The following is a 21,740-nucleotide window of genomic DNA, read 5'->3' as shown; positions in this document are numbered from 1 at the left end:
GACGTCGAAACTCATAATTTTGAAGCCCACTGCAAAAAACGTATCCGGCAAAAATCGACGCAGCCCTTTAAAACCGCCACCCAAAGCAAAAAAAGCTGCCAAAACCCCGCCCGCTGAGTTTTTTGGACAGCGCAGCCCTACCCCGTTCCGAGTGAAAAAAACGGTCTAAAACCGCCGTTGATTTTCCGATGTTGTACGACCACCTTAAAAAAGGGACTGCAGCCCAACCTCTACCAACAACAACAAACGAGGTCGACTCATGTCGAGCACGCCTACTTCCCGCACTGCGGCGCCTGCGTTCGCAGTGGACGCGGTCGCATCGCAACGCCTACCCACCCGCCGTCGCTGGTTCATGCTCTCGCTGCTGCTGCTGGCGACCATCATCAACTACGTCGACCGGGTCAACATCTCCATCGCGGCGCCTTTCATGGCCAAGGACCTGGGCCTGGACAAAGTCGAGATGGGCTTGATCTTCTCCGCGTTCGCCTGGACTTACGCCCTGGCGTTGGTGCCAGCCGGCTTCATTGCCGACCGCTTCGGCTCGCGCCTGACCTACGGCGTCTCGCTGATCAGTTGGTCGGCTGTCACTGTCGCCCAGGGCCTGGCCAGCGGCTTCACCTCGCTGTTCGGCCTGCGCCTGGCCGTGGGTGCCATGGAGGCACCGGCCTTCCCCGCCAACAGCCGCGCTGTCACCGTGTGGTTCCCTGCCCGCGAACGGGGCATGGCCAGCAGCATCTACGTGTGCGGCCAGTACCTGGGCACGGCCTTGTTCACTGGGGCATTGCTGTGGCTGGCGACCACCTATGACTGGCGCCATGTGTTCTACAGCACCGGCCTGATTGGTATCGTGTTTGGCGTGGTGTGGTTGTTCCTGTACCGCGACCCGCTCAACTGCAAGAAGGTCAGCAAGGAAGAACTGGCCTATATCGAGGACGGCGGCGGGCTGGTCAGAAGCAGCCAGGAGCGCACCCGTTTCGACTGGCGCCAGGTCGCCGAACTGTTCCGCTACCGCCAGGTGTGGGCCATCTGCCTGGGCAAGTTCGCCAGCACCTCAGCGCTGTACTTCTTCCTCACCTGGTTCCCCACCTACCTGATCGAAGAGCGCCAGCTGACGCTGATCAAAGTCGGCATCTTCGCGGTGATGCCGTTCATTGGCGCCACGGTCGGCATCTTGCTGGCGGGGATCGTTTCCGACTTGCTGATCCGCCGGGGCTACTCGCTGTCCTTTGCACGCAAGCTGCCGCTGGTGGTGGGGTCGATGCTGGGCATGTCGATCGTGCTGGTCAACTTCACCGACTCCAACGTGCTGTGTATCGCCGTGCTGACGCTGGCGTTCTTTGCCCAGGGCATCGCCTCGTCGTCGTGGGCAGCGGTTTCGGAAGTGGCACCCAAGCAACTGATCGGGCTGACCGGCGGGGTCACCAGCCTGGCCGCGAACATCGGCGGCATCGTCACCCCGATCGTGATTGGCGCGATCGTGCAGGCCAGTGGCTCGTTCGCCTTGGCGTTCTGGTTTATCGGCGGGGTGGCGTTGATGGGCACCCTGTCCTACTCGCTGTTGCTCGGCAAGCTGTACCGGATCGAGCTCAAGACCGCGGCATAAGCAGGCGCGGTGAGTGCCGGAAGCGCCACCGCAGATCCCCGTTTTTATCCAAACCGTGCCTTTTATCGTCCAACTTTGCCCGCCAGCCGCTGGCTAGGCTGGCCACTCCAGCACAGAGGATTGACCCATGACTTACCTGTTCGACCCGCCAGCCATCGTCAGCCTGCCCATCCAAGGCAGCGACGCGCGCTTCCCGGTTGGCCGCGTGTTCTGCCTGGGCCGCAACTACCCCTGGCCACAGGCCACCGACCCAGCGCCCCGTGAGCCGGTCTTTTTCATGAAGCCGGCCAGCAACGTGGTCGAGGCACAGGGCGAACTGCCCTTCCCGCCGCAGACTGAAGAGTTTTGCCATGAAATCGAGTGGGTGGTGGCGATCAGCAAAGGCGGTGCCGACATCAGCCCGGAGCAGGCTCTGGAGCACGTCTATGGCTTTGCCGCTGGCCTGGACCTGACCCTGCGTGATCGCCAGCGCCAGGCCAAAAGCGAAGGGCTGCCCTGGGAGGGTGCCAAGGTATTCGAAGCCTCGGCGCCGATGACTGCCCTGGTGCCGGCCAGCGAACTGGGCTGGCCACTGGACGCAGCGCTGTGGCTGAAGGTCAACGGCGAGGAGCGCCAGCGCGCCCGGCTTAGCCAGCAGACCTGGCCATTGGCCGAGGTGATCAGCCGCCTGTCCCGGCAACTGCCGCTGCGCCCCGGTGACCTGATCATGACCGGCAGCCCGCCTGGCGTGGCCCCGCTCAACCCTGGCGATGTGATCCATGCCGGCATCGACGGCATCGGCGAGTTGCAACTGCGCGTTGGCCCTCGTCCCGCACGCCACACCGCCCATGCCGCCTGAATTTCTGGAGCAAACAGATGAGCCAAACACACAACAAGAAAATCGCCTTGGTCACCGGTGCCGGCAGCGGCATTGGCCGCGCCGTCGCCTTGGGGCTGCTGGCTGATGGCTTCAGCCTGGTCCTCGCCGGCCGGCGTGCCGAACCCTTGCAGGCGTTGGCAGAACAGGCCCGTGCAGCCGGTGGCGAGGCCCTCGCGGTGCCCACCGATGTGCGCGATGAACAGAGCGTCGCCCAGCTGTTCGCCACCATCGAGGAGGTGCATGGCCGCCTCGACCTGATCTTCAATAATGCCGGGGTCAATGCGCCTGCCGTGCCCATCGACGAACTGCCGCTGGAGAACTGGCGCAATGTCATCGCCACCAATGTCGACGGCGTGTTCCTCTGCGCCCGTGCGGCCTTTGGCCTGATGCGCAGGCAGCAGCCGCAGGGCGGGCGAATCGTCAACAACGGTTCGATTTCGGCGCATACCCCACGCCCCTTCACTGCGCCCTACACCGCCAGCAAGCACGCGGTGCTGGGCCTGACCAAAGCCCTGGCCCTGGACGGCCGCCCCTACAACATCGTGTGCAGCCAGGTGGACATCGGCAACGCCCTGACCGAACTGTCCGAACGCATGACCCGCGGTGTGCGCCAGGCCAATGGCGAGATTGCCGCCGAGCCGATGCTCGACGTGCGCCATGTGGCGGATGCCGTGCGCTACATCGCCGCCCTGCCGTTGGACGCCAACGTGCTCAACATGACCGTGATGGCCAGCAACATGCCCTTCGTCGGCCGTGGCTGACACCTTGCCTTTTAAGGAGTGACCGATGAAACCTGAAGTCCTGCAACTGAGCCCGATCCTCATCCCAGAAGTCCGCGAGCGCCTGGAAGCGCTGTTCACCGTGCACCGGTACTACGAGCAAGCCGACAAGGACGCCTATGTCAGCGCGCATGGCAACACCATCCGCGCCGTGGTCACCGGCGGTCATACCGGTATCAGCCAAGCGCTGATGGCGCGCCTGCCCAAGCTGGAAGTGATCGCGGTGAATGGCGTCGGCACCGATGCCATCGACCTGGCCTATGCGCGTGATCGGGGTATCCAGGTGACTGCAACCCTCGGCGCGCTGACCGAGGATGTCGCCGACCTCGCCATCGGCTTGCTGATTGGCGTGTGCCGAGGGCTGTGCAGCGGCGACCGGTTCGTCCGCGCCGGACACTGGGCCACCAGCGCCACACCGCTGGCGCCACTGCCGTTGGCGCGGCAGGTGTCGGGCATGCGTGTGGGTATCGTCGGCATGGGCCGCGTCGGCCGCGCGGTGGCCCAGCGGGCGGCGGCGTTTGGCTGCCCGATTCGTTACACCGACCTGCAGCCACAGGACGTGCCTTATGGCTTCGAGTCGAACTTGCAGCAATTGGCCAAAGACAGCGATGCGCTGATTCTGGCGGCGGCCGCCGACCAAGGCGAGGCGTTGGTGGGGCGCAAGGTGCTGCAGGCGCTTGGGCCAGACGGCTACCTGATCAATATCGCCCGTGGCAAGTTGGTGGACGAGCCCGCGTTGATCGCGGCACTTGAAGCGGGTGAGATCGCCGGGGCGGCGCTGGATGTGTTTGCCGATGAACCTCGGGTGCCCGAGGCGTTGTTCGAGCGCGAGGATGTGGTGCTGCAGCCGCACCGAGCCAGCGCCACCGTGCAGACCCGCACGCGCATGGGCGAAATGGTGGTGGCAAGCCTGGTGGATGTGTTTGCCGGGCGTACACCACAGGGGTTGGTTATCTAAGCGGCCTGTACCGGCCTGTTCGCGGGCCGGTACAGTTGCACGATGCGGATCAGGCCACCGCCACTTCCACAGCCTCCCCGTTCAGCCGCACCGGCCACACCCGCAGCCGCTGCCCGGCATCTTCCAGGCATTCCCCGCTGTGCAGGCTGAAATGCTGTTTGTACAGCGGCGCCGCCACCACCAACTCACCCTGCAAGCTACCCACCAACCCGCGGCCAATGATGTTGGCACCCGAGCGCGGGTCGCGGTTGTCCAGCGCATACAGTGGCTGTTCCTGACCCGGCAAGTAGAACAGCGCCACCTGGGCCCCCTCGTGCCACACCACCACGCCGGAATCGGCTACCAGGTCGCGCGCTTGGCAGACTGTCTGCCAGTTCGTCTGGTGGGCTACAGCAGTATTGGTCAGGTTCATCAGACAGCCTCCTCGGCAGTGGGGATCAGGTGCAGCGGTGCCGCTGGGCGGCGCTGCTCGCGCTCGCGGACGAAGTGCACGTCCGGGTCGGCGCGGTGGTCGTTGACGAAGGTGCGGAAGCGCTTGAGCTTCTCCGGGTCGTTGAGGGCATTGGCCCATTCGCATTCATAGTGGTCGACCACATGCTGCATCTGCGCCTCAAGCTCGGCGGCCAGCCCCAGGCTGTCGTCGAGAATTACCTGCTTGAGGTAGTCCAGCCCGCCCTCCAGGCTTTCGCGCCAGACCGAGGTGCGCTGCAGTTTGTCGGCAGTGCGGATGTAGAACATCAGCACACGGTCGATCAGGCGCACCAGGGTCTCGTCGTCCAGGTCGGTGGCAAACAGCTCGGCGTGGCGCGGGCGCATGCCGCCGTTGCCGCACACGTACAGGTTCCAGCCCTTGTCGGTGGCGATCACGCCGATGTCCTTGCTCTGCGCCTCGGCGCATTCGCGGGTGCAGCCAGACACCGCGAACTTGAGCTTGTGCGGACTGCGCAGGCCCTTGTAGCGGTCTTCCAGGCGCAGGGCCATGGCGACGCTGTCCTGCACACCGTAACGGCACCAGGTGCTGCCCACGCACGACTTCACCGTGCGGGTCGACTTGCCGTAGGCATGGCCCGTCTCGAAACCGGCTTCGATCAACTCGCCCCAGATCAGCGGCAACTCGTGCAGCTGGGCGCCGAACAGGTCGATGCGTTGGCCACCGGTGATCTTGGTGTAGAGGTCGTACTTTTTTGCCACTTGGCCGATCACGATCAGCTTGTCCGGGGTGATTTCGCCCCCAGGGATGCGCGGCACCACCGAGTAGGTACCGTTTTTCTGCATGTTGGCCATGAAGGTGTCGTTGGTGTCCTGCAGCGGTACCAGCGCCGGGTCCATGATCGGCTGGTTCCAGCACGAGGCGAGGATATTGCCCACCGCCGGCTTGCAGATATCGCAGCCGACATGGCCTTTGCCATGGCGCGCGAGCAGGTCATTGAAGGTGCGGATGCCGCCAACCCGCACCAGCCCGTAAAGCTCCTGGCGGGTGTAGGCAAAGTGTTCGCACAGGCTTTTGTCGACGGTCACGCCGCGGGCGGTCAGTTCGTGCTCGAACACCTGCTTGAGCAGGGCCGCACAGCCGCCGCAACCGCTGGCCGCTTTGGTGCAGCCCTTGACCGCAGCGAGGTCGCTGCAGCCGCTGTCGATAGCGGCGCAGACTGCGCCCTTGCTGACGTTGTGGCACGAGCAGATGGTCGCGCTGTCGGGCAGCGCATCGGCGCCCAAGGCCGGCGCGCCGCCCGTTTGCGGCAAAATCAGGGCGACCGGGTCGGCAGGCAGGGCGATGCCGTTTTGCGCGTACTGCAGCAGGGTATCGTAGTAGCTGTTGTCACCGACCAGCACCGCGCCGAGCACATGCTTGCCACTGGCATCCACCACCAGCCGGCGATAGGCCGCATTGGCTTCGTCGATGAAGCGGTAGCTGCGCGAGCCCGGCGTAGCGCCATGGGCATCGCCGATCGAGCCGACATCCACGCCCAGCAGCTTGAGCTTGGTCGACATGTCGGCGCCGGTGAACGGCACCGCTTCATCGCCCACCAGCAGCGCCGCCAGGTTGCGCGCCATGCTGTAGCCCGGCGCGACCAAGCCGAACACGCTGCCATTCCATGAAGCGCACTCGCCGATGGCGAAGATGCGGGCGTCATGGGTGCGGCAGTGATTGTCGATCACCACCCCGCCGCGGGCGGCAATCTCCAGCCCGCACCCGCGGCCCAGCGCATCCTGCGGGCGGATACCGGCAGAGAACACGATCAGGTCGGTTTCCAGGTGCTCGCCGCCGTCGAAGTTCATGCGGTAGCGATACGCCTCACCGGCGCTGATCGACTGGGTGGCGCGGGACAGGTGCACGCCTACGCCCAAGGCCTCGATCTGCGCCTTGAGCGCCGCGCCGCCCTCGCCGTCCAACTGCACCGGCATCAGCCGAGGGGCGAACTCCACCACATGGGCTTCCAGGCCCAGCGACTTCAGCGCATTGGCTGCTTCAAGGCCCAACAAGCCCCCGCCGACCACCACGCCTCGGCGGGCACCCTGGGCGGCGGCGCGGATGGCGTCGAGGTCGTCGAGGGTGCGGTAGACCAGGCGGGCATTGCCGCTGGAGCCTTCGATCGGGGGTACGAAGGGGTATGAGCCGGTGGCCAGGATCAACTGGTCGTAGCCATAGCGGCCTTCGGCGGTGACCACTTCGCGGCGCGCGCGGTCGATCTCCAGCACAGGCTCGCCCAGGTGCAGGTGCACGCCTTGGCGGGTATAGAAGCCTTGCTCGCACAGGGCCAGGGTTTCGGCACAGCTGCCGCCGAAGTACTCGGACAGGTGCACACGGTCGTAGGCACGTTGGCGTTCTTCGCCGAACACCCGCACCTCGAACCGCTCCAAGGCGCCCCGCTCGATCAGTTGCTCGACGCAGTGGTGGCCGACCATGCCGTTGCCGACAATGACCAGTTTCTCGCGCTGTCCGCCGTTCGCTGTTGCCTTCATAGCCGATCCTCGATCAAAAAAAACGCCTGGAGCCGAAGCTCCAGGCGCCTTTGCCTGTACTCATCAGGGTGTGCCCCTGGTTGATCGCCGTTGATCAGTGGGGCGTGTTGTGAAGCTGGTAAAGCAGGGAGTGTGCCAAAGACTGCCTGTTGGGCCTCTTCGCAGCACAAGGCTGCTCCTACAGGGAGTGTGCAGAACCGGTAGGAGCAGCCTTGTGCTGCGAAGAGGCCGGTACAGGCACCCCAAACCGCACAGCCAAGGTGCACCCCTCCCCATCCCGGTGCACTCAATACACATCGCGCCGATAGCGCTTGGCCTTGCTCAATGCCTCTACATACGCATCCGCCGCAGCCTCGCTCATACCGCCATGCTCCGCGACGATGACACGCAAGGCGCTGTCCACATCCTTGGCCATGCGCTGGGCATCGCCGCACACATAAAAGAACGCGCCCGCTTCCAGCCACCGCCAGAGGTCAGCGCCCTGCTCGTGCATGCGCTGCTGCACATAGATTTTCTCGGGCTGGTCGCGCGAGAAAGCGGTATCCAGGCGCACATGGCCGGTCGCCTGCCACGCTTGCAACTGCGCTTGGTAATAGAAATCGCTGGCGGCAGACTGCTCACCGAAAAACAGCCAGTTCTGCCCACGGGCCCCACGCGCTTCGCGTTCTTCCAGAAACGCCCGAAACGGCGCGATACCCGTGCCTGGGCCGACCATGATCACCGGCACATTGTCGTCCTCAGGCAGGCGAAAATGCTTCGATGCCTGCGGGAAGATCGCCACCTTGATGCCTTGCGCACGGTCGGCCAGAAAGGTCGAGCAGGCCCCTTTGCGCTGCCCGTAACGCACCGTCGAGACCGTCAGGTGAACCTGCCCGGGGTGCGCCAACGGGCTGGAACTGATCGAGTACAAGCGCGGCTGCAACGGCTTGAGCAGGTCAAGCCAGGTGGCCAATGGCAGGTCTTGCGGGAACTCGCGCAGTACGTCCGCCAACTGCCGCCCCCACAACCAGCTCTGCAGCTCGGCCTTGTGCTCAGGCTGAAGCAGCCGGCGCAGGTCCGCCGCCGTCTGGCTGAATACCTGTAACTGCGCAGGGGTGACCTTGGCGATTTCCAGGTGGGCTTGCATGGCAACGGCCAACGGCAGCGCAGGCTGGCCTTTGATCTCAACCAGAGCCTGGCCATCGAGGCGCATCAGTGCCAGCAACTCCTCGACCAACGCCGGGCAATTGCGCGGCCATACGCCCAAGGCATCGCCCGGCTGGTAGGTAAACGTGCTGCCCGACAGGTCGAACACCAGTTGGCGGGTCTCCTTGCTGGCACCTGGGGCGTTGAGCACGCGGTTTTCCAGCAAGGTGGCCGACCAAGGTTGCTGCTTGCTGTAGCCCTCCACGGGCGCGGGTGCGCTGCTCGCCTGGGGCGCGGCGGCTCTGCCCAACTGTGATGACAAGGCGTCGAGCCAGGTGGCGAATGCCTCATCGAAGTCCGGCTCGCAGTCCACCCGTGGCAACAACCTTCGCCCGCCCAGCTCGGCCAGGCGCTGATCGAGCTTGCGGCCAAACCCACAAAACTGGTCGTAGCTGGAGTCACCCAAGGCCAACACGGCGTAAGGCACGTCGGCACAATGGGCGCCCTCCTCGCCTTGCAGGGCTTGCCAGAACGCCGTCGCACTGTCGGGCGCATCGCCATCGCCGCAGGTACTGGCGATCAGTACGACACTGGCCGCGCCGTGCAACTGCTGCGGGCTGACCGCTGCCATGCAACTGAGCTGCACGGCGAGGCCGGCGCCACGCAGGCGTTCGGCACAGCGTTCGGCCAGTGCCTCACCGTTACCGGTTTGCGAGGCCCACAGCACCTGATGCTGGGGCGCCGCAAGCGCCGGGCTAGGCAGTACCGAAGGCTGGGCGAACAACCCCGCCAATAGCCCATCGACGAACAGCCGCCGGCTTGCGGCCAGCGGCGCACTGGCCGGCAGGCTGGGCACCCCCTCAGCGCGGGCCTGGTCCAGGCCGAGCAAAAAACCCTGCAAGTAATGACGCTCCTCCTCGGCCAGCACCGGGGCTGGCAGGGTGTCCAGGCCAAGCAGACGGGACAGGGTGGCGGTCGGCATGTGGGCAGGCTCCGGGATGGCAGTGGCGGCGCTCAGGTCAACGGCGTCGATACGTTCGCCGGCAACCCGCTGCAGGGCCACGGCGCAGTGTTTGAAGGCCGGCTGCAGCGACAGCGGGTCGACGGCATCGCAGGTCACGGCATTGATCGCCAGCTGCTCGCCCATCACATCGTTCCAGTGGAAAGGGGCGAAACAGTTGCCCGGCATGACCCGATCACTGACCCGCGCCGGCAACAGCGCCTGCCCCCGCCGCGAGCGGACGGCCACCTGGTCCTTGTCGCGAATACCCAGGCGCGCGGCATCGTCAGGGTGCAGCTCGACAAAGGGGCCGGGCTCGAGTTTGTTCAGCGCAGGCACCTTGCCGGTCTTGGTCAGGGTGTGCCATTGGTGCTGCACACGGCCGGTGTTGAGCACCATCGGGTAATCCGCGTCGGGCAGCTCGGGCGCAGGCAGCCAAGGGCGGGCGAAGAAGCGCGCTTTGCCACTGGCCGTCGGAAACGCCAGCGCCGGGCGCTTGCCCTGGGCGTCGAGCAACAGCGGCTGGCTGCTGCCGTCGTTCTGGTAACGCAGCGGGCTGCGCGGGGCCTCATGGCCTGGCGCGCAGGGCCACTGGCGCGGCTGCGCGCGCAGGTCGGTGTAGCCGATACCGCGCAGGTCGTAGCCGGTTGCCGGGTTGTGGAAACGGCGGATTTCTTCGTACACCGCTTCGGCATCGGGGTAGTCGAAGGCTTCGGCATAACCCATGGCGCAGGCGATGCGGGCGATGATCTGCCAGTCCGGCAGGCTTTGGCCTGGGGGTGCCACGGCGCGGGGCATCAAGGTCAGGTTGCGTTCACTGTTGATCATCACGCCCTCGCCTTCGGCCCACAGCGCGGCCGGCAGCAGGATGTCGGCGTAGCGGTTGGTCTCGGTGTCGAGAAACGCATCCTGGGTGATCACCAGTTCAGCCTGGCGCAGGCCGTCGATCACCTGCTGGCGGTTGGCGACGCTGGCCACGGGGTTGCTGCAGATGATCCAGCACGCCTTTACCTCGCCGCGCTTCATCTGCTCGAACAGCGCCACGGTGCCCTCGCCGCCTTCGCTGCGCAGGCTGCCTGGGGCCAGCTGCCACTGGTTTTCGACAAAGGCGCGGTCGGCCGCCACCAACGCCGATCGCTGCCCCGGCAGGCCCGGCCCCATGTAGCCCATCTCGCGCCCGCCCATGGCATTCGGTTGCCCGGTGAGGGAGAACGGCCCGCTGCCAGGGCGGCAAATGGCGCCGGTGGCCAGGTGCAGGTTGCAGATCGCGTTGCTGTGCCAGGTGCCATGGATGCTCTGGTTAAGGCCCATGGTCCAGCAGCTCATCCAGTCCTTGGCACCGCCGAGCCACTCGGCGGCGGTGCGGATGTCGGCTTCGCTCAGGCCGGTGATGGCGGCGACGCGGGCGGGGCTGTAGTCCTCCAGGAATGCAGGCAGGTCTTCCCAGCCCTCGGTGTGACGGGAGATGAAGTCAGCGTTTGTATGGCCGTTCTGGTGCAGCAGGTGCAGCAAGCCATTGAGCAGGGCCATGTCGGTGCCCGGGCGTACCTGCAAGAACAGGTCGGCCTTGTCTGCGGTGGCCGTGCGCCGGGGGTCGACGACGATCAACCTGGCGCCGGCTTTCAGGCGGTCGAGCAGGCGCAGGAACAGGATTGGGTGACAGTCGGCCATGTTGGCGCCGATCACCAGAAACACCTCCGCGTGCTCGAAGTCCTGGTAGCTGCCAGGCGGGCCATCGGCGCCCAATGACAGCTTGTAGCCGCTGCCAGCGCTGGCCATGCACAGCCGTGAGTTGGACTCGATATGGCGGGTGCGGATAAAACCCTTGGCCAGTTTGTTGGCCAGGTACTGCGCCTCCAGCGACATCTGCCCCGACACATACAAGGCCACGGCATCGGGGCCGTGCTGGTCGATAATGCCGCGCAGGCGCTCGGCGGCCTGGGCGATGGCCTGGTCCAGGCCTGTGCGCGCCGGTTGCTGGCTGCGTTGCTGGCGCAGGTAGGCGTCTTCCATGCGCCCGGCCGCGCTCAGCGGTACGTGCGCGGTCAGGCCCTTGGTGCACAGACGGCCAAAATTGCTGGGGTGCTGCTTGTCGCCGCTGATCTTGCTGACTTTGCCATCGGCCACGCTCATGACAATGCCGCAGCCGACGCCGCAATACGGGCAGACACTGCGTACTTCGCTGCTGCTCATGGGCCGGTCTCCTGGTAAAAACACAAAAGGCGCCGGCTGCCCCGGCTTGCATGGCAAGCGGGGCAACACGGCGCCTTTGTCGTGAAAATGTGCGGGCAATCGGCATTGATTGCCCTGGGTAGTGGTAAGTCAGCAATTACCGGGCCAGCTGTACTCGCCTCATCCACGGGCAAGCCCGCGCCCAAATCGGTCTGCGCTTGCTGGGCCGGTTTGGCGCACCATGCGGTGGCATCTCGCAGGCTCGCAGCGCTATGCTGGGGCACATTTCAGCCAGAGTTACTGCCCTCCCCCCATGTCCCAGGTGATCCTCAAAAACCCCGCCCAACTCGACCTGATGCGCAACGCCGGCCAGCTACTGGCCCAGGTATTTGCAGAGCTCGACCGTTTCATACGCCCTGGCGTAACCACGATGCAGATCAACGACCTTGCCGAGGCGTTCATCGTCGACAGCCTGAAGGCACGCCCGGCGAGCAAGGGCCAGTATGGGTTCCCCTACGCGCTCAATACGTCAGTGGACCATGTGGTCTGCCACGGCATGCCGAAGGCTGATGAAGTGCTGAAGGAAGGGTCGATCATCAATGTCGACATCACCCTCGAACAAGGCGGCTATATCGCCGATTCGTCGAAGATGTATTGCCTTGGGGTGATCAGCGATGAGGCCCGGCGGTTGGTCGACACCACCTATGACGCGCTATGGAAAGGCATCGAGCAGGTGCGCCCGGGGGCGACGCTGGGTGACATTGGCCATGCTATCCAGGCCCATGCCGAAGCTGCGGGCTACAGCGTGGTGCGCGAATATTGTGGCCATGGCATTGGCCAGCAGATGCATGAAAAGCCGGAGGTGCTGCATTACGGGCAGCGCGGCATGGGCATGGCGCTCAAGCCTGGCATGGTGTTTACCATCGAGCCGATGATCAACCAGGGCGGGCGTGGGACACGGACGTTGAAGGACGGGTGGACGGTGATCACCCGCGACCATACGCTTTCTGCGCAGTGGGAACATACGGTGGCGGTGACTGAGGCGGGGGTTGAGGTGCTGACGTTGCGGGAGGAAGAACGCAAGCGTTGATACCGAAGCGCGGCACAGACCCTGTGGGAGCGGGTTCACCCGCGAACACCGGCGAAGCCGGTGCCCTACACCGCGTCGCCTTCTTCGCGGGTAAACCCGCTCCCACAGGTCCCTGCTAACTTAATACGATAGGCTTGGCGCAGCAAAATTCAGCACAAACAAAAAAAGCGACCCTAAGGTCGCTTTTTCTGTAACTTCCGGGTGTTCAGTGGGCCCTGGAAGTTGAATATGGCGCAGCGGACGGGACTCGAACCCGCGACCCCCGGCGTGACAGGCCGGTATTCTAACCGACTGAACTACCGCTGCGCTATACATCGAGTGGTGGGTGATGACGGGATCGAACCGCCGACCCTCTGCTTGTAAGGCAGATGCTCTCCCGGCTGAGCTAATCACCCTTTCGTCTCGGTGTGGCGCGCATTCTACGGATGAGCCCCTACCCTGGCAAGCACTTTTTTCGACTTTTTTAAAAATTTTTTCGAAGCCTTTCAAAGACCTAGCAACGCTGGGCTTTTCTTCCTTTATATAAGGGTGCTGGCCCTCTGACAGGGTTGGACGGGAACCACCGCTCGGAGAATAATGCCCGCCTTATGCATTAAGGAGAGATTGCCCCTCATGTGGTTCAAGAACCTGCTGACCTACCGCCTGACCCAGGATGTTCCATTCGAAGCCGAAGCACTGGAAACCGCCCTGGCCAGCAAGCCGGCCCGTCCCTGCGCCAGCCAGGAGCTGACCACCTATGGCTTCGTCGCGCCATTCGGCAAGGGCGAAGACGCTCCCCTGGTGCACGTCAGCGGCGAGTTCCTGCTGATCGCCGCGCGCAAGGAAGAACGTATCCTCCCAAGCAGCGTGGTGAATGACGCCGTCAAGGAGAAGGTCGAAGAGATCGAGACCGAGCAGATGCGCAAGGTCTATAAAAAGGAACGCGACCAGATCAAGGACGAGATCATCCAGGCCTTCCTGCCGCGCGCCTTCATTCGTCGCTCGATGATCTTCGCCGCCATCGCCCCGCGCCTGGGCGTGATCCTGGTCAACTCGGCCAGCGCCAAGCGTGCCGAAGACCTGCTGTCGACCCTGCGTGAAGTGATGGGCTCGCTGCCGGTACGCCCCGCTACCGTGAAGATCGCGCCAGCGGCCACCATGACCGACTGGGTCAAGTCGCAGCAAGCGGCCGAAGGCTTCTATGTACTGGACGAGTGCGAGCTGCGCGACACCGCCGAAGACGGTGGCATCGTGCGCTGCAAGCGCCAGGACCTGACCAGCGAAGAAATCCAGCTGCACCTGAGCACCGGCAAGGTGGTTACCCAACTGGCCCTGGCCTGGCAAGACAAACTGTCGTTCGTGCTCGACGACAAGATGGTCATCAAGCGCCTGAAGTTCGAGGAGCTGCTGCAAGAGCAGGCCGAACAGGATGGCGGTGATGAGGCCCAACAGCAGTTCGATGCCAGCTTCCTGCTGATGATGATGACCTTTACCGAATTCCTCCCGGTGCTGTTCGAGGCCTTGGGTGGGGAGGAGATTCCGCAAGGGGTCTAACCTTCATGCTTTGCCGGTGCTGGCCTGATCGTTAATCATTGACCAGTACCGGCCCTTTCGCGGGCGAGCCCGCTGCCACAGGTGCTTGCTCACCCAGTGGCAGCGGGCTTGCCCGCGTAAGGGCCCTGGAAACTCACCTCTTTATATAAGTACAAGGACTTTCCCATGCGCGCCCTCGCCGCCCTCAGCCGCTTCGTCGGCAACACCTTCGCCCTCTGGGTGTTGGTGTTCGCCGTGCTGGCCTTCCTGCAACCGCAGTGGTTCATCGCCTTGAAAGTGGCCATCGTGCCGCTGCTGGGGCTGGTGATGTTCGGCATGGGCCTGACCCTCAAGCTCGACGACTTCGCTGCCCTCGCCCGCCAACCCTGGCGCGTGATGCTGGGGGTGGTGGCGCATTTCGTGATCATGCCGGGCATGGCCTGGCTGCTCTGCCAGCTGTTCCACTTGCCCGCCGAGATCGCCGTCGGGGTGATTCTGGTCGGCTGCTGCCCGAGCGGCACCGCCTCGAACGTGATGGTCTGGCTGTCCAAGGGCGACCTGGCGCTGGCGGTGGCGATCGCCGCGGTCACCACCCTGCTCGCCCCGCTGCTGACCCCAGCGCTGATCTGGTTCCTGGCCTCGGCCTGGCTGCCGGTCTCGTTCATGGACATGTTCTGGTCGATCCTGCAGCTGGTCATGCTGCCGATCGTGCTCGGCGTGCTGGCCCAGCGCCTGTTGGGCGCTCGGGTGCAGGCCGCCGTGCAGGTGTTGCCGCTGGTGTCGGTGGTGAGCATCGTCATGATCGTCTGCGCGGTGGTGGCGGCCAGCCAGGCGAAGATCGCCGAGTCGGGGCTGCTGATCATGGCGGTGGTGATGCTGCACAACAGCTTTGGCTATTTGCTGGGGTACCTGACCGGCAAGCTGTGCAAGTTGCCGCTGGCCCAGCGCAAGTCGCTGGCGCTGGAGGTGGGCATGCAGAACTCCGGGCTGGGGGCAGCACTGGCGGCGGCGCACTTCTCGCCATTGGCCGCGGTGCCGAGTGCGTTGTTCAGCGTTTGGCACAATATTTCCGGGGCGTTGCTGTCGACCTGGTTCCGTCGCCTGGAAGCGCCTTCGTCAGCCGTTGAGAATGGCGAGCCAGCCAGGGATTGATGCTGCCTGGCCCGGCCTCTTCGCGGGCAAGCCCGCTCCCACAGGTACCCCACATTCCCTGAGAGCTGTGGAGTACTTGTGGGACCTGAAGAGGCCGGCACAGGCTTGCCCAGTATTCAGAAAATGTGCACCCTATTGCCCACTGTGAGGACGACCTCACGACGCACCGCGTGACCATTCCGGGGACGGCCCCATCCTTTACAACGATGGAGACACAGCATGTCCTGGATCATTCTTTTCTTCGCCGGCCTGTTCGAGGTCGGCTGGGCCGTCGGCCTGAAATACACCGACGGTTTCAGCAAGCCAATCCCCACCGTACTCACCGTCGGCGCCATGGTCATCAGTCTCGGCCTGCTGGGCCTGGCCATGAAGGAGCTGCCGCTGGGCACCGCCTATGCCATCTGGACGGGCGTCGGTGCTGTGGGCACGGTAATCGCCGGGATCATCCTGTTTGGCGAATCCATGGCCTTGGTGCGGCTGGTCAGTGTGGCGCTGATCGTCTGTGGCCTGATCGGCCTGAAAGTCAGCGCCAGCTGACGCCCGCGCGCTAACGCAGGTCGCCGCGCAAGCGGCTGACCTGCTCACGCAACGCATCCGGCTGCGCCGCCTCCACCGGGATGGCGGTGCCAGCCACGATGGTCACCCGCGACCACAAGCGCTTGAAAAACCCCTTGCCCGGGTCTCGGCTGAAGAAGCTGCCCCACAGCCCCTGCAACGCCAAGGGAATCACCGGCACCGGGGTTTCGCTGAGAATGCGGTTGACCCCGCCTTTGAACACATCGATCTCGCCATCACCGGTCAACTTACCCTCCGGGAAGATACACACCAACTCACCCGCCGCCAGGTACTCGGCGATACGCGCGAAGGCACGCTCGTAAATGGCCTCGTCCTCACCGCGCCCGGCAATCGGGATGGCACCTGCGGTGCGGAACACGAAGTTGAGCACCGGCAGGTTGTAGATCTTGTAGTACATGACAAAGCGGATCGGCCGGCGAATCGCACCGCCGAGCAGCAGCGCGTCAACGAACGAAACGTGATTGCACACCAGCAGCGCCGCCCCTTCATCCGGGATGCGCTCCAGGTCGCGGTGCTCCACGCGGTACATCGAGTGGCTGAGCAGCCAGATCAGGAAGCGCATGGTGAACTCGGGCACGATCCTGAAGATGTAGGCGTTGACCGCAATGTTGAGCAACGACACCACCAGGAACAACTGCGGGATGGTCAGTTCGGCCAACCCCAGCAGGACGATGGTGAGGATTGCCGAAACCACCATGAACAACGCATTGAGGATGTTGTTGGCGGCGATCACCCGGGCCCGCTGATCTTCGGCCGTGCGCGCCTGGATCAAGGCATACAGCGGCACGATATAAAAGCCGCCGAACACCCCGAGCCCGACAATCGACACCAGGATCCACCAGGCCTGGCTCATGCCCAGCAGCGCCAGCCAGTCGTGCGGCAGCGCCGCCGCCGGCACATCGCCGGAATGCCACCACCAGAGCAGGCCGAACAGGGTCAGGCCGAACGAGCCGAACGGCACCAGGCCGATTTCCACCTTGCGCCCGCTAAGCCGCTCGCACAGCAGCGAGCCGAGGGCGATGCCCACCGAGAACAGGGTCAGCACCAGGGTCACTACAGTGCCGTCGCCATGCAGCCAGTCCTTGGCGTACGCCGGGATCTGGGTCAGGTAGATGGCGCCGACGAACCAGAACCACGAGTTGCCGACGATCGAGCGCGACACCGCAGGCGTCTGCCCCAGGCCCATGCGCAGGATCGCCCAGGACTGCTTGAAGATGTTCCAGTCCAGGCGCATCTGCGGCGACACCGCGGCGGCGCGCGGGATCCAGCGACTGGCCAAATAACCCAGCACCGCAGTGCCCACCACGCCCCCGGCCACCACCGTGGCATAGCTGGCCGACGACATCATCACCCCGGCGCCGATGGTGCCGGCGAGGATCGCCAAAAAGGTGCCCATTTCGACCAGCCCGTTACCGCCCACCAGCTCTTCTTCACGCAGGGCTTGGGGCAGGATCGAATACTTCACCGGCCCGAACAGCGCCGAATGGGTACCCATGCCGAACAACGCCACCAGCATCAACGCAAGGTGATTGGTGATAAAGCCCAAGGCACCGATGGCCATGATGCCGATCTCGGCCAGCTTGATCGCACGGATCAGCGCATCCTTGGCGAACTTCTCGCCAAACTGCCCGCCCAGCGCCGAAAACAGGAAGAACGGCAGGATGAACAGCAACGCGCAGAGGTTGACCCAGATCGAACGGTCACCGTCCCCCAGGCTGAGCTTGAACAGGATCGCCAGGATCAGCGATTGCTTGAACAGGTTGTCGTTGAACGCACCCAGCGACTGGGTGATGAAGAACGGCAGGAAGCGCCGCTTGCCGAGCAAGGTGAATTGCGAGGTGTGACTCATCGTCCTTGTTCCTGAATTGGGCCACCGACGGCTGTTGTTCTATCTAGAGCCCGAATGAAAGGCGTTGGCGTCAAGGCCAGACGAGCTCCATTGCAGCGCAGTGTGGGCGACTGCGGACAGTTATCGTACAGAACCTGGGATGCGTGCAAAGCATTGGAAGCCACATTACCACTGTCAACTGACAGTTCTGTCAGTAGCCGCTCAACCCCGCGCCTGCCACCCTGAGGCCATGTGAGCTAAGAGAACGCCAAGGATGGAGTGCGGTGCATTCAAGCAACCTGCCCGGCGCAGCACGTCGCTGCTTACCTTGGGGCTGACCTTGCTGCTTCATGCAGCCAATGTCTCTGCTACGGGCGGCTCGCCCTCCATGGGGAAGGAACAGTTCCTTGCGGCCCTGCTGGAGCAGATGAGCCTACCCGAAAAGGTCGGCCAGCTACGCATGAAGCATTCCCCAGGCACCCCACCCTCCCAATATGCGCTCGATACCGTGGCCAAGGGCGCGGTAGGCGCACTGTTTACCGAGCCGGGGGTTACCCGCGAGCAGCTGCGTGCTTATCAAGATGCCGCCGTGCAGCGTGGCCGCCTGGGCATACCGGTGTTCTTCGCAGGCGATGTGGTACACGGCCACCGCACGGTATTTCCGATCGGCCTGGGCCAAGCGTCGAGCTGGGACTTGCAAGCGATCGGCAGCGCCGCGCGGATCGCGGCCATTGAAGCCAGCGCCGATGGCCTGGACATGACATTTGCACCCATGATCGATTTAAGCCGCGACCCTCGCTGGGGCAGGATGTCTGAAGGTTTCGGTGAAGATCCGTACCTGGTCTCGCGTATCGCCGAGAGGGTGACACAGCAGTTGCAAGGCCCGACGCTTGGCGCGGCTGACAGCATCATGGCCTGCGTTAAGCATTTCGCTGCCTACGGCGCAGTCGAAGGTGGGCGCGACTACAACACAACCAACGTCAGCACACATCAGCTGTTTCAGGATTACCTGCCCCCTTATCAGGCAGCCCTGGAGGCGGGTGCGGGCGCAGTAATGACGGCGTTGACCACACTCAATGGTGTGCCCGCCACGGCCAATCGATGGCTGCTGCGAGACATCCTGCGCCAGCAGTGGCGCTATCGGGGGCTGGTGATCAGTGATCACAGCGCCGTACAAGAACTGGTCGCGCACGGGACTGCCGCCGGTGGCGAAGATGCCGCCCAGGCCGCTTTGGTCGCGGGCACTCAGATGAGCATGAATGATCGTTATTTCGAGCAAGCGCTGGCTCAGCTTATCGAACAGGGCGCAGTCCCTGTCAGCCTGCTCGACGAGGCCGTACACCAAGTCCTGGCCACCAAATATGACCTGGGGCTATTCCACGACCCCTATCGCAGGTTGGGCCACGCCCAGCACGGCGCGCAGCCTTCACACGACCCAAAGCCGCTCCATCGCGCTCAAGCCAGGGAGGTGGCCCGACGCTCTCTGGTCCTGTTGAAAAATCAGAATGCGATGTTGCCGCTCGTCAAACGAGGTACCGTCGCGGTGATAGGGCCCCTGGCCGACAACCCGGTCGATATCCTTGGCAGTTGGCACGCCAGCGGCCAACCTGGCCAGGCCATCAGCCTTTACCAAGGGCTGAAGACGGCAGTCGGTGACGATGCCAAGCTGTTGTACGCGTTGGGAGCCAACATCAGCGATAAGCGCGATGACTTTCTACTGCTCGCCGACAAAACGGTGAACTTCGACCCGCGTCCGCCCCTGGCCTTGCTTGCCGAAGCGGTAGCCATCGCCCAACAGGCCGACGTCATCGTGGTGGCGTTGGGCGAAGCGCGGGGCATGTCCCATGAAGGCGCCAGCAAAACTGACCTGAACCTGCCCACTCAACAACGTGAATTGCTGCAAGCGCTGAAACGCACGGGCAAACCTTTGGTGCTGGTATTGATGAATGGCCGACCGCTGACCATCGTCGAGGAGAGCCAATGGGCAGACGCCGTGCTGGAGACGTGGTTCAGCGGTACGGAAGGCGGCAATGCCATTGCCGATGTGCTGTTCGGTGACTACAACCCTTCCGGGAAGCTGCCTGTCACCTTCCCGCGCAGCGTCGGCCAGATCCCGCTGTACTACGCACAGTTGAATACCGGGCGCCCCTTCGACCCGCAGCAGCCTTCTGCCTATCGATCACATTACTTCGATACCGATAACACACCGCTCTATCCTTTTGGATACGGCCTCAGCTATACCCACTTCAGCCTTTCACCGCTGACCCTGTCTACTCATCGCCTGCGACCTGGGCACGCTATGCAGGTAAGCGTAACACTCAAGAACGAAGGGCAACGCACGGGCGAAACGACCGTGCAACTGTACCTTCGCGATCGCGTCGCCTCCGTGAGCCGTCCGCTCAAAGAGCTCAAGGGCTTCCAGAAGGTGCTGTTGGCGCCCGGGGAGTCACGCCAGATTGTCTTCGACATCGATACCTCCATGCTCGCCTTCTACAACCAGCACCTGCAGCGGGTGACAGAGCCAGGTACGTTCGATGTGATGATCGGGCTGGACTCGCAAGATTTACAGAAAGCCTCCTTCGAACTCGATGGCACCCCACCCTGATCCTCACTGCAGCGGCTCTTCGCGCCGCTGAACGACCTGCCGACTGGAAACGCGCGAGACAAACCCTCACTGCCCACCTATTCTTGGCCTCTTGCCCAGTGACAAGGACGTGGCAATGCTCGCCGCCCTCAAGCGCTACCCACCCGCCGTACGCCTGCTGCTCACCACCACCTTCACCCTGACCCTGGCGCGCGCCCTGACCCTGCCCTACCTGGTGGTGTACCTGGCCGATAACTTCCAACTGCCGGTCAGCCAGATCGGCCTGCTGATCGGCGGCGCGTTGATCATCGCCTCGCTGCTCAGCCTGTATGGCGGCCACCTGGTGGACACCGTGCGCAACCATACCCTGGTGATCGCCAGCACCTTGGTGTTTGCCCTGGCCTTCATCGGCGCCATCGCCAGCCGCTCGGCCGCGCTGTTCTACCTGTGCCTGGTACTGATCAACCTCGCCCTGGCGGTGGTCGACATCGCGGCCAAGGCCGGCTTTTGTGCGCTGCTGCCAGTGGACGAACGGGCCGAGGTGTTCGCCATCAAATACACCTTGAGCAACGTCGGCTATGCCGCAGGCCCCTTGCTGGGCGTCGCGATGCTGGAGCTGGACGACCACCTGCCCTTCATCGCCTCCGCCTTGATCGGCCTGGGGATGGGCCTGGCCTACCAGCGCCTGGGGGACCGCGGCCTGCAGGGCGATGCCCCGGCGCAATCGGGTGCCGGGTTCGCGCAAGTGGCGCTGGGCTTGGCGCGTGACCGGCGGCTGGTGTGTTTCACCTTGGGCGGGGTCCTCAGCGCGGTGGTGTTCGGCCAGTTCACTGCCTATTTGTCGCAGTACCTGGTGGTGACCACCACCCCAAGCGAGGCGGCGCGCCTGGTCGGCTACCTGGTGACCACCAACGCCATCACGGTGATTGCCCTGCAATACCTGATCGGCCGGCGCATCAGCCGCCAGCGCCTGATGCCTTGGCTGCTGGCCGGGATGGGCCTGTTCATCGCCGGGCTGCTGGGGTTTTCATGGGCAAGCACGGTGCCGATGTGGTGCCTGGCGATGCTGGTGTTCACCCTGGGGGAAATCATCGTGATACCCGCCGAGTACATGTTCATCGACCTGATCGCCCCAGAGCACCTGCGCGGGGTGTATTACGGCGCACAGAACCTGTCCAACCTGGGCGCGGCGCTGGGGCCGGTGATGGTCGGGTTTGCCCTCGGGCACTGGTGGCCGGGGGTAATCTTCTACCTGCTGGTGTTGTCGGTGATACTGGCGGGGGTGTTTTACTGGCGGGGTACCCGCAGGTATTGATGTTGCCTGTACCGGCTTCTTCGCGGGTAAACCCGCTCCCACAGGAACACCACCGGCTTGAGCGCTGCACAGTACCTGTGGGATCGGGTTTACCCGCGAAGAGGCCGGTACAGGCGTAGCCCGATCCCTGCGACGTCTCGCCACTGCGACCATCGTCGGCGCTGACGAACCTGCGCCTGCGTGCCAGACTGATTGATCGGGACCGCGTTACCTTTTTTGCTCC

Annotated in this window: 14 protein-coding genes and 2 tRNA genes; 10 read left to right on the top strand and 6 right to left on the bottom strand. The window is 64.0% G+C overall.

Annotated elements, in window-relative coordinates; translation table 11 throughout:
* The first annotated feature begins 259 nt into the window (after positions 1 to 259).
* The 4 genes from ACMCNM_RS08625 to ACMCNM_RS08610 all read left to right on the top strand — a co-directional run bounded on the left by ACMCNM_RS08625 (position 260) and on the right by ACMCNM_RS08610 (position 4,199).
* On the top strand, positions 260 to 1,603 hold the full coding sequence (locus tag ACMCNM_RS08625; protein ID WP_027595897.1) for an MFS transporter: 1,344 nt from the start codon (positions 260 to 262) through the stop codon (positions 1,601 to 1,603).
* 127 nt (positions 1,604 to 1,730) lie between these two features.
* Complete coding sequence (locus tag ACMCNM_RS08620) at positions 1,731 to 2,441, top strand: fumarylacetoacetate hydrolase family protein (RefSeq protein ID WP_412764214.1); 711 nt, start codon at positions 1,731 to 1,733, stop codon at positions 2,439 to 2,441.
* 17 nt (positions 2,442 to 2,458) lie between these two features.
* Positions 2,459 to 3,223, top strand: a complete 765-nt coding sequence (locus ACMCNM_RS08615) for an SDR family oxidoreductase (protein ID WP_085272779.1) — start codon at positions 2,459 to 2,461, stop codon at positions 3,221 to 3,223.
* A 25-nt stretch (positions 3,224 to 3,248) separates the two neighbouring features.
* Positions 3,249 to 4,199 carry a 2-hydroxyacid dehydrogenase gene (locus ACMCNM_RS08610; RefSeq protein WP_186676169.1) on the top strand — a complete coding sequence of 317 codons (951 nt, stop codon included), beginning with the start codon at positions 3,249 to 3,251 and terminating at the stop codon, positions 4,197 to 4,199.
* A gap of 49 nt (positions 4,200 to 4,248) precedes the next feature.
* Here the strand turns inward: ACMCNM_RS08610 and nirD are convergent, their stop codons facing one another.
* The 3 genes from nirD to ACMCNM_RS08595 form a co-directional block, all read right to left on the bottom strand.
* The gene (nirD, locus tag ACMCNM_RS08605; RefSeq protein WP_099453195.1) at positions 4,249 to 4,611 is read right to left on the bottom strand and encodes a nitrite reductase small subunit NirD; all 363 of its coding nucleotides are present in this window, start codon (positions 4,609 to 4,611) and stop codon (positions 4,249 to 4,251) included.
* Complete coding sequence (nirB, locus tag ACMCNM_RS08600; protein ID WP_412764213.1) at positions 4,611 to 7,163, bottom strand: nitrite reductase large subunit NirB; 2,553 nt, start codon at positions 7,161 to 7,163, stop codon at positions 4,611 to 4,613. The genes nirD and nirB overlap by 1 nt, the downstream gene beginning before the upstream one ends.
* 286 nt (positions 7,164 to 7,449) lie before the next feature.
* Positions 7,450 to 11,481 (bottom strand): molybdopterin-dependent oxidoreductase, encoded by a 4,032-nt coding sequence (locus ACMCNM_RS08595; RefSeq protein WP_412764212.1) that lies wholly within the window; start codon positions 11,479 to 11,481, stop codon positions 7,450 to 7,452.
* Between the two features lie 292 nt (positions 11,482 to 11,773).
* On the opposite strand from ACMCNM_RS08595, the gene map reads away from it, so the two are divergent.
* Positions 11,774 to 12,550, top strand: coding sequence for a type I methionyl aminopeptidase (map, locus tag ACMCNM_RS08590; protein WP_412764211.1), 777 nt, complete (start codon positions 11,774 to 11,776; stop codon positions 12,548 to 12,550).
* Positions 12,551 to 12,779: 229 nt separating this feature from the next.
* Here the strand turns inward: map and ACMCNM_RS08585 are convergent.
* Positions 12,780 to 12,856 (bottom strand) — tRNA-Asp (locus tag ACMCNM_RS08585).
* 13 nt (positions 12,857 to 12,869) lie between these two features.
* Positions 12,870 to 12,945: transfer RNA gene (locus ACMCNM_RS08580), tRNA-Val, on the bottom strand.
* Positions 12,946 to 13,162: 217 nt separating this feature from the next.
* Here ACMCNM_RS08580 and rdgC point away from each other — a divergent pair.
* From rdgC to sugE, 3 genes are all read left to right on the top strand, one after another.
* Complete coding sequence (gene rdgC / locus ACMCNM_RS08575; protein WP_085272776.1) at positions 13,163 to 14,083, top strand: recombination-associated protein RdgC; 921 nt, start codon at positions 13,163 to 13,165, stop codon at positions 14,081 to 14,083.
* A 165-nt stretch (positions 14,084 to 14,248) separates the two neighbouring features.
* Positions 14,249 to 15,214, top strand: coding sequence for a bile acid:sodium symporter family protein (locus ACMCNM_RS08570; RefSeq protein ID WP_027595888.1), 966 nt, complete (start codon positions 14,249 to 14,251; stop codon positions 15,212 to 15,214).
* Between the two features lie 219 nt (positions 15,215 to 15,433).
* Positions 15,434 to 15,751: a quaternary ammonium compound efflux SMR transporter SugE gene (gene sugE, locus ACMCNM_RS08565; protein ID WP_019470182.1), complete on the top strand. Its 318-nt coding sequence runs from the start codon at positions 15,434 to 15,436 to the stop codon at positions 15,749 to 15,751.
* 10 nt (positions 15,752 to 15,761) lie between these two features.
* On the opposite strand, the gene ACMCNM_RS08560 is transcribed toward sugE, so the two are convergent.
* Positions 15,762 to 17,639 carry an MFS transporter gene (locus tag ACMCNM_RS08560; protein ID WP_027595887.1) on the bottom strand — a complete coding sequence of 626 codons (1,878 nt, stop codon included), beginning with the start codon at positions 17,637 to 17,639 and terminating at the stop codon, positions 15,762 to 15,764.
* A 253-nt stretch (positions 17,640 to 17,892) separates the two neighbouring features.
* On the opposite strand from ACMCNM_RS08560, the gene bglX reads away from it, so the two are divergent.
* On the top strand, positions 17,893 to 20,223 hold the full coding sequence (gene bglX / locus ACMCNM_RS08555) for a beta-glucosidase BglX (protein ID WP_412764210.1): 2,331 nt from the start codon (positions 17,893 to 17,895) through the stop codon (positions 20,221 to 20,223).
* A 115-nt stretch (positions 20,224 to 20,338) separates the two neighbouring features.
* Positions 20,339 to 21,517: an MFS transporter gene (locus tag ACMCNM_RS08550; protein ID WP_412764209.1), complete on the top strand. Its 1,179-nt coding sequence runs from the start codon at positions 20,339 to 20,341 to the stop codon at positions 21,515 to 21,517.
* The last annotated feature ends 223 nt before the right edge of the window (positions 21,518 to 21,740 follow it).

Origin of the sequence: Pseudomonas sp. NGC7, from assembly GCF_047159675.1 — a bacterium.
In the GTDB taxonomy this organism is placed as follows: Bacteria; Pseudomonadota; Gammaproteobacteria; order Pseudomonadales; family Pseudomonadaceae; genus Aquipseudomonas; species Aquipseudomonas kermanshahensis.
This window is presented reverse-complemented; position numbering and strand designations above follow the sequence as displayed.

What these genes read in the sequence shown, in the direction of transcription:
- ACMCNM_RS08560 (WP_027595887.1), bottom strand. Translation starts at nt 17,639, where the DNA reads ATGAGTCACACCTCGCAATTCACCTTGCTCGGCAAGCGGCGCTTCCTG.
- bglX (WP_412764210.1), top strand. Translation starts at nt 17,893, where the DNA reads ATGGAGTGCGGTGCATTCAAGCAACCTGCCCGGCGCAGCACGTCGCTG.
- nirB (WP_412764213.1), bottom strand. Translation starts at nt 7,163, where the DNA reads ATGAAGGCAACAGCGAACGGCGGACAGCGCGAGAAACTGGTCATTGTC.
- ACMCNM_RS08595 (WP_412764212.1), bottom strand. Translation starts at nt 11,481, where the DNA reads ATGAGCAGCAGCGAAGTACGCAGTGTCTGCCCGTATTGCGGCGTCGGC.
- ACMCNM_RS08570 (WP_027595888.1), top strand. Translation starts at nt 14,249, where the DNA reads ATGCGCGCCCTCGCCGCCCTCAGCCGCTTCGTCGGCAACACCTTCGCC.
- map (WP_412764211.1), top strand. Translation starts at nt 11,774, where the DNA reads ATGTCCCAGGTGATCCTCAAAAACCCCGCCCAACTCGACCTGATGCGC.
- ACMCNM_RS08610 (WP_186676169.1), top strand. Translation starts at nt 3,249, where the DNA reads ATGAAACCTGAAGTCCTGCAACTGAGCCCGATCCTCATCCCAGAAGTC.
- ACMCNM_RS08620 (WP_412764214.1), top strand. Translation starts at nt 1,731, where the DNA reads ATGACTTACCTGTTCGACCCGCCAGCCATCGTCAGCCTGCCCATCCAA.
- ACMCNM_RS08625 (WP_027595897.1), top strand. Translation starts at nt 260, where the DNA reads ATGTCGAGCACGCCTACTTCCCGCACTGCGGCGCCTGCGTTCGCAGTG.
- ACMCNM_RS08615 (WP_085272779.1), top strand. Translation starts at nt 2,459, where the DNA reads ATGAGCCAAACACACAACAAGAAAATCGCCTTGGTCACCGGTGCCGGC.
- sugE (WP_019470182.1), top strand. Translation starts at nt 15,434, where the DNA reads ATGTCCTGGATCATTCTTTTCTTCGCCGGCCTGTTCGAGGTCGGCTGG.
- rdgC (WP_085272776.1), top strand. Translation starts at nt 13,163, where the DNA reads ATGTGGTTCAAGAACCTGCTGACCTACCGCCTGACCCAGGATGTTCCA.
- nirD (WP_099453195.1), bottom strand. Translation starts at nt 4,611, where the DNA reads ATGAACCTGACCAATACTGCTGTAGCCCACCAGACGAACTGGCAGACA.
- ACMCNM_RS08550 (WP_412764209.1), top strand. Translation starts at nt 20,339, where the DNA reads ATGCTCGCCGCCCTCAAGCGCTACCCACCCGCCGTACGCCTGCTGCTC.